A 7,057-nucleotide genomic window follows, 5' to 3' on the forward strand; every position below is an offset into this window, starting at 1 on the left:
CTATCGTCGCATTGTCCGGGAACAACCGGAAAAATGTCGCGTAAATGTATCAGTTTCCAATATAGTCAGTGTTAATGCCATAATGAAACCGCCGGCCGTTATCAGGGTTCAATACTCCTATCGTCGTCCTCACACATGATCATGCTGATGAATAGATTACCCAAACACCTACAACTGCTATTGTGGAAACAGTCCGTGTCTGGCTGTAGTTCTGGTAGCCCCAAAATTACCCATGTACTGGGAGTTATAATAGCGATCGCCATCTTTCCATTTTTATCTACTGGGGGTATCTTCAGCCCGTATCCAGGTAACGCCCAAAGTCCCAGAGGTTCTGGTCAAGCCATGACCGTCCGTTCCGATATACAGGAAGCCGATGCTAACACCGGAATTGTCACCGCTAGGGGAAACGTACAAATAGACTACCCCGCCCGTCAAATTCAAGCCACCGCCGCCCAAGCCCAATACTTCAGCCAGGAACGTCGCATCATCCTGAGCGGGAATGTTTTAGTTTTACAAAATGGCAACACTATCCGAGGAGAAACCGTCACCTATCTAATTGATGAAGGGCGATTTATCGCCACTCCCCGCCAAGGCGGACAGGTCGAGTCAATTTATCTGCTTCCCGACAACACCAGCGAGCAAAACAACGCTGCCGCTCAACCATTTAACCCCTTACCCGCCTTTCAAACCCCTTTAGGTTCCCCGTAGAATTCAACCTGATGGGTAATCAGGAATATAATCAGGAATATATTTCTGTTGCCTGTAATCTCTGTTGTCCGTTGCCTGATATAACTATCTATATCACCGTTAACAGCCGTCGCGCTATACTCAAATTTTGTCAAACAGCAATGAAAATCGTGCTGGAAAACATCCATAAGTCCTATGGAAAGCGCACTATTGTTAGTCGCGTGAATTTATCTATCTCCCAGGGAGAAATTGTTGGTTTACTGGGTCCGAATGGTGCCGGAAAAACCACCACCTTCTATATAGCCACTGGATTAGAAAAGCCGACCCAGGGGCGTATTTATCTTGACGATCGCAATATTACCCACCTACCGATACACAAACGGGCTAGACTAGGTATAGGGTATTTAGCCCAAGAAGCCAGTATTTTCCGACATCTAAGTGTCCGCGACAATATTCTGTTAATTCTCCAACAAACCCGTGTCCCCCGCCGTCTATGGGAACATAGGCTTAACAGTCTCTTGCAGGATTTTCGGTTAGAAAAAGTCGCTAACAACTTAGGCGTGCAAGTTTCCGGGGGTGAAAGACGCAGGACAGAATTAGCCCGCGCCTTAGCATCAGGGCCATTACCGCCCCATTTTTTGCTATTGGACGAACCCTTTGCGGGAGTTGACCCGATCGCCGTATCAGAGATGCAAGCCATTGTCGCCGATTTACGCGATCGGAATATGGGCATTTTAATTACCGATCATAATGTTCGCGAAACCCTCGCCATTACCGATCGCGCCTATATCATGAGAGACGGACAGATTTTTGCATCAGGGGTAGCAGAAGAACTTTACAACAATCCCCTAGTGCGACAGTATTACCTTGGCGATAGTTTTCAATTATGAAATTAAGCATTACCAAGTCTACACCTTCAACTCGATGGCTACTACCCAACCTATCGGTGTTAGATCGCTACATCATCCAAGAATTGATACCTCCCTTTATCTTTGGGGTAGGATTATTTACCTCAGTTGCTGTCACCGTCGGGACTGTATTTGAATTAGTCCGCCGCGTAGCAGAATCGGGACTTCCGGTCAGTGTAGCTTTTCAGGTATTCCTGTTAAAAATGCCTGATTTTATGGTCCTCGCCTTTCCCATGTCAATGATTTTAACCACATTGATGGTGTATGGGCGACTGTCTAGCGATAGTGAATTAATTGCCATTCGCAGTTGTGGCATTAGTCTTTATCGCCTCGTAATTCCCGCAATTATTTTTAGTTTTTTCGTCACCGGGATGACTTTCGCCTTTAATGAAATAATCGTACCAGCCGCCAACTTTCAGGCTACAATTACCCTGCAAAAATCTCTCAATGAAGACGCACTAAATATCAGGTCAACTAACATCTTTTTCCCAGAATATGAAAGGGTAAGCGTCGAGGGTACTAACCGCCGCGTTAACGTTTTAAGGCGGCTTTTTTATGCCGAAGAATTTGCCGATGGCAAAATGTCAGGAGTCACCATTTTAGATCGTTCCCGCGCCGGAATCACCCAAATTATTTCATCAAGAACCGCCATTTGGAACCCCGAAGAAAGCACCTGGGATTTCTATAACGGCACCGTTTATATTGTAGACCCAGATGGTTCTTATCGTAATATTGCCCGCTTCGACCATAAACAATTATATCTTTCCCGTGTTCCCCTAGACTTAGCCAGCCAAGACCGCGACTATGGGGAAATGAATATCGCCCAAACCAAAGAATACCTAGAATTGATGAAACTCAGTGGCGATCAAGCCAAAATCCTCAAAACCAAAGTACGCATTCAACAAAAATACGCCCTTCCCTTTGTCTGTGTGGTGTTTGGACTGCTGGGGTCTTCCCTCGGTTCTCGTCCAGGACGCACCAACCGCGCCACCAGCTTCGGAATCAGCGTTATGATTATATTTGCCTATTATTTACTCTCTTTTATCACCGGTGCAATGGGCCAGAAAGGAATTCTTAGCCCGTTTATGGCAGCTTGGCTACCAACAATGTTGGGTTTAGGAGTATCTGGCTTTTTGTTGTACCGGAGTGCGGATTGACACTCCCCACTAAAGGCGTGGGGATTCCACATTCACAGACTCGCCGTTAGACAGCAGGCTGGCGCCAACCGCCCAAGAGGACAAATCTCCTGAGCGCGTGAGTTCCGGTATGCCCTACCGTACTGAGTCCTAACTTGAAAATGTTGATAGCGGCATTGATATCTCTGTCGCACTAATCGCACTCGCTTAATTTGCTTGATGTCATAGTAATTAAGGTCGTAAGTTCCCTTGAGCTTCAGAGTTCCGATTCCTTTCCGGTCTGAGAAGGTAATCGCTTTTCGAGTCTCTGACAGCTTCCACCCAGATGATTTGTATTCAACTGAACGGCAATTCTTTTTAAATTTAGGGAAACCTTTTTTACCCTTAATGTTCTTCTTGCAGTTGTCGTAAAATCGGGCTATGGCAGACCAAGAACGTTCCGCAGCCGATTGTCTAGCCATTGAGTTGAGTTCATTGGCAAAAGGAAACTCAGTCGCCAATACTGCACAATATTTATTCAATGCGTACTTGTCTACCTTGATGTCTTTGTTGTCCATCCAGTAGCGCAAGCACTTGTTTTGAATAAATTGGCTAGTACGAATGGCTTCGTCTATGGCTTGATATTGCTTGTCTTTCCCTTTGACTTTGAACTCGTATACAATCATGGCATGAACCATTTGCAACTTACCTTATCTTAGTACACGCATAAAGTCGTCCTATAAGGACGAGGTTAATGACCCAATTTTTTGATAATTAATCAATGACCACAACTCCCAATTTTGTTACCTCCCAGATTACCATTCGTCCCTACCGCGATCGCGACTGGCAACAAGTCTGTCAAGTTCACGATCGCGCCCAACCCGCCGAATTTGCCGGTTCTTGTGATTTAAGAGGGATGCGACCCCTGTCAGAAAATCCCTATATCGCCCGTATTTTCCCCCTCTGTCGCAAGTTTGTCGCCTGTGATGGCAAAAAAGTCATTGGGATTATGGCAATCTACCAAGGCTATATTATCCTGTTGTACATCGATCCAGATTATCAACACCAAGGTATCGGATGCCGTCTTTTGCGTTTGGCGATTAATTTAATCGGTTCCCCAGCCTGGACTATTGTCATGGCGGGGAATAAAAACGCCATTCGGTTTTATGAAAAAGCCGGATTTGTCAAAGTCGAAACCTTTGAAAATACTGTTTCTGGCTATCCCTGTACCTTTGTCCGTATGAAACGCTAAACCCGCCGGTCCGCAGTTAACTTCTATCCTACCCTTAACGATTCAATGCTATGCAATATCCATCCCCAACCGTAAATATTCCCCCCTATACTTGGAATCGTCCCATAGGCCTAGGATGGGAAAAACCCTATACAGTACGCTACCCTAGTAATTTAGATGATGGTCCCTTTCATGGAATGCCTCTAGGGGGTTTTGGCGCGGGTTGCATTGGTCGGTCTCATCGGGGAGACTTTAATCTATGGCATCTTGATGGTGGGGAACATATCTTTCGCCCCCTTCCTGGCTGTCAATTTAGCGTTTTTGAGGAAATCGACGGTAAACGACAAGCCTACGCCCTATCTACCCAGCCTCCCCAAGATGGTAGCTTATCAGCATGGAGTTGGTATCCTACTTCCGATCAACATACCCAAACCGGAACCTATTACGCCCTTTACCCCCGCAGTTGGTTTGTTTATGAAAACGTCTTTCAAACTCAATTAACCTGTGAACAGTTTTCCCCAGTGTGGGGGGGAAATTACCAAGAAACCAGTTATCCTATTGCTGTCTTTGAGTGGATAGCCCACAACCCGACCGATAAACTAATTATCCTCAGTATTTTATTAACCTGGGAAAATACTATCGGCTGGTTTACCAATAGTTTAGAAAACCCCACGGTCAAGGTCCGCGATGATGGTAGTCCCGTCTATGAATATCAGCCCCGCTGGGGAGATAGTCAGGATAATTTGAATCGCTTTGTCGAAGACTTCCACCGTGTTGGTTGTGTGATGACTCGCTTGAATATTAATGACCAACCGAGAGAAGGGGAGGGTCAAATAGCGATCGCCACTATTTCTAACCCCGCCGTTGAGGTATATTATCACAATCGCTGGAACCCTAACGGTAATGGTTACGATATTTGGGAATATTTTTCTAAGGATGGGTCCCTGATTGATATACAGGATGACAGACCCGCCGTTGAAGGTGAAAGAATTGGCGCGGCTTTGGCGGTCCGCTGTATCCTCAGACCCGGAAAAATTCGCAAAATTCCCTTTTTTATCGCCTGGGATTTACCCGTGTGTGAGTTTGAGGCGGGAGTTAGTTACTACCGCCACTATACCGATTTTTTTGGGCGCAATGGTCGTAACGCTTGGTCAATGATTCGGACAGCTATGAAGCATTCCGACACCTGGCGTGAGAATATTGAAGCATGGCAAAATCCAATTCTCAATCGCCAAGATTTACCCCCTTGGTTCAAAATGGCTTTGTTTAATGAACTTTATCTACTGACGGACGGGGGGAGTCTATGGACGGCTACAGATGAGGATCAACCTTGGGGACGGTTTGCTGTCCTCGAATGCTTGGATTATCGTTGGTATGAAAGTCTCGATGTGCGCCTGTATGGGTCCTTTGGCTTGTTGATGTCCTGGCCAGAATTGGAAAAATCGGTGATACGGACTTTTGCTAAGGCGATCGCTACTGCTGATCATACCCCCAGAATTATTGGTTATAATCAAGCCTCAGCTATTCGGAAAGCGGCTGGGGCGACTCCCCATGACTTGGGGGCCCCTAATGAACATCCCTGGGAAAAGACTAACTACACCAGTTATCAGGATTGCAATTTGTGGAAAGATTTACCCTGTGATTTTGTCTTGCAGGTCTATCGCGATTATCTGTTGACAGGGGCTGATGATATTCAGTTTTTGGTAGAATGTTGGCCGGCGATCGTCGAAACTCTCGATTATCTCAAAACCTTCGATCGCGATCAAGATGGTATCCCAGAAAATGGCGGCGCACCAGATCAGACTTTTGATGATTGGCGACTGGTGGGGATTAGCGCCTATTGTGGGGGGTTATGGTTAGCCGCTTTGGAAGCCGCTATTGAGATCGCAAATATCCTACTTTCCCATAATCGTGATCTCACTCCAGATACTACTAAGGCGATCGCTACCTGGACTAATTGGCTAGAGACCGCTAAACCTCTTTATGACCAAACTCTCTGGAATGGTAGCTACTACAATCTCGACAGTCAGAGTGGATCTGATGTCGTCATGGCTGATCAACTTTGTGGTCAGTTTTATGCCGCTTTATTAGGTTTGCCCGATATTGTCCCGCCACATCGCGCACAAGTGGCGCTACAAACCATTTATCAAGCCTGCTTCCAGAATTTTCATAATGGCAAGTTTGGAGCCGCTAACGGTGTCAGAACTACCGGAGAACCCATGAATCCTAACGATACCCACCCCCTAGAGGTATGGACTGGGATTAATTTCGGTCTGGGCGCTTTCTTTATTCAAATGGGGATGAAAGAAGAGGCTTTTCAACTCGCCGAAGCCGTGATCACTCAAGTATATCAAAACGGCCTCCAGTTCCGCACCCCAGAAGCTATTACCGCCGCCGGAACTTTCCGCGCTAGTCACTATCTCCGCGCTATGGCAATTTGGGCTATGTATTATCAAATACAACACCCCTAGTTAATTATTCTGGTGCGTCAGCCATCCAACTATTTGTGGCCATCATGATGATTCTATCTGACGCACCCTACCCCCTACCCATGTCTAATCATGATTACTGTGGTCGTCTGACCCACCAAGGGTGTTAATTATTCTGGTGCGTCAGCCATCCAACTATTTTGTGGCGTTATGGTCGAAAGGGAAGTCGCCTTCCCCAACTCCAATTCAAAACCGTGCTTGATACTTTCACATCACACGGCTCCTGATGTGGATACCCCTTTTGACATCGGGAACAGGGTAACAACTTCCTGCTTTGTGACTTCAACTTTTAGAGCTATAGCAAAAAACAGAAAAGTTAGGACGTATAATGGCAAGGATATCTACAGAAGACCCAAAATGCCAGCCCCCTACAGTTACGACCTTAGACAAAAAGTTATTAATGCAATTGAACTAGACGGTATACCCAAAACCGAAGCCAGTCAAGTTTTCCATGTCAGCCGGAACACCATCAATCTCTGGCTGCAAAGAAAAGAACACACCGGCGACTTCCTCCCTAAACCTAATCGCCCACCTGGTCATAGCCACCAAATTACCGACTGGCAGAAATTCCAGGCTTTTGCCCAAGAGCATGGCCACAAAACCTCCGCTCAAATGGCTCAACTTTGC

General features: G+C 46.2%; 6 protein-coding genes and 1 pseudogene. 6 read left to right on the plus strand and 1 reads right to left on the minus strand.

All coding sequences use genetic code 11. The annotated features are described in order from the left end of the window. Positions 1-135: 135 nt before the first annotated feature. From P5683_RS21335 to P5683_RS21345, 3 genes are all read left to right on the plus strand, one after another. Complete coding sequence (locus P5683_RS21335; protein WP_006626301.1) at positions 136-708, plus strand: LptA/OstA family protein; 573 nt, start codon at positions 136-138, stop codon at positions 706-708. A 140-nt stretch (positions 709-848) separates the two neighbouring features. Continuing rightward, complete coding sequence (gene lptB / locus P5683_RS21340) at positions 849-1,577, plus strand: LPS export ABC transporter ATP-binding protein (RefSeq protein ID WP_035759721.1); 729 nt, start codon at positions 849-851, stop codon at positions 1,575-1,577. After that, positions 1,574-2,752 (plus strand): LptF/LptG family permease, encoded by a 1,179-nt coding sequence (locus P5683_RS21345; protein WP_006626303.1) that lies wholly within the window; start codon positions 1,574-1,576, stop codon positions 2,750-2,752. The genes lptB and P5683_RS21345 overlap by 4 nt, the downstream gene beginning before the upstream one ends. Before the next feature lie 164 nt (positions 2,753-2,916). Here P5683_RS21345 and P5683_RS21350 read toward each other — a convergent pair. Continuing rightward, positions 2,917-3,396, minus strand: a pseudogene (locus P5683_RS21350) (transposase); the annotation flags it as partial. Positions 3,397-3,491: 95 nt separating this feature from the next. On the opposite strand from P5683_RS21350, the gene P5683_RS21355 reads away from it, so the two are divergent. The 3 genes from P5683_RS21355 to P5683_RS21365 form a co-directional block, all read left to right on the plus strand. Then, positions 3,492-3,962 carry a GNAT family N-acetyltransferase gene (locus P5683_RS21355; protein ID WP_006626305.1) on the plus strand — a complete coding sequence of 157 codons (471 nt, stop codon included), beginning with the start codon at positions 3,492-3,494 and terminating at the stop codon, positions 3,960-3,962. A 50-nt stretch (positions 3,963-4,012) separates the two neighbouring features. Then, positions 4,013-6,412, plus strand: a complete 2,400-nt coding sequence (locus P5683_RS21360; protein ID WP_006626306.1) for a GH116 family glycosyl hydrolase — start codon at positions 4,013-4,015, stop codon at positions 6,410-6,412. Between the two features lie 375 nt (positions 6,413-6,787). Beyond that, on the plus strand, positions 6,788-7,057 hold a 270-nt coding region (locus P5683_RS21365), incomplete at its 3' end, for an IS630 transposase-related protein (protein WP_315646936.1).

The sequence above is a fragment of the Limnospira sp. PMC 1279.21 genome (assembly GCF_032349615.1).
Classification (GTDB): domain Bacteria; phylum Cyanobacteriota; class Cyanobacteriia; order Cyanobacteriales; family Microcoleaceae; genus Limnospira; species Limnospira fusiformis.

Bases quoted from the DNA above. Each gene is read 5' to 3' on its own strand.
- P5683_RS21335 (WP_006626301.1), top strand. From the start codon at position 136: ATGATCATGCTGATGAATAGATTACCCAAACACCTACAACTGCTATTG.
- lptB (WP_035759721.1), top strand. From the start codon at position 849: ATGAAAATCGTGCTGGAAAACATCCATAAGTCCTATGGAAAGCGCACT.
- P5683_RS21345 (WP_006626303.1), top strand. From the start codon at position 1,574: ATGAAATTAAGCATTACCAAGTCTACACCTTCAACTCGATGGCTACTA.
- P5683_RS21355 (WP_006626305.1), top strand. From the start codon at position 3,492: ATGACCACAACTCCCAATTTTGTTACCTCCCAGATTACCATTCGTCCC.
- P5683_RS21360 (WP_006626306.1), top strand. From the start codon at position 4,013: ATGCAATATCCATCCCCAACCGTAAATATTCCCCCCTATACTTGGAAT.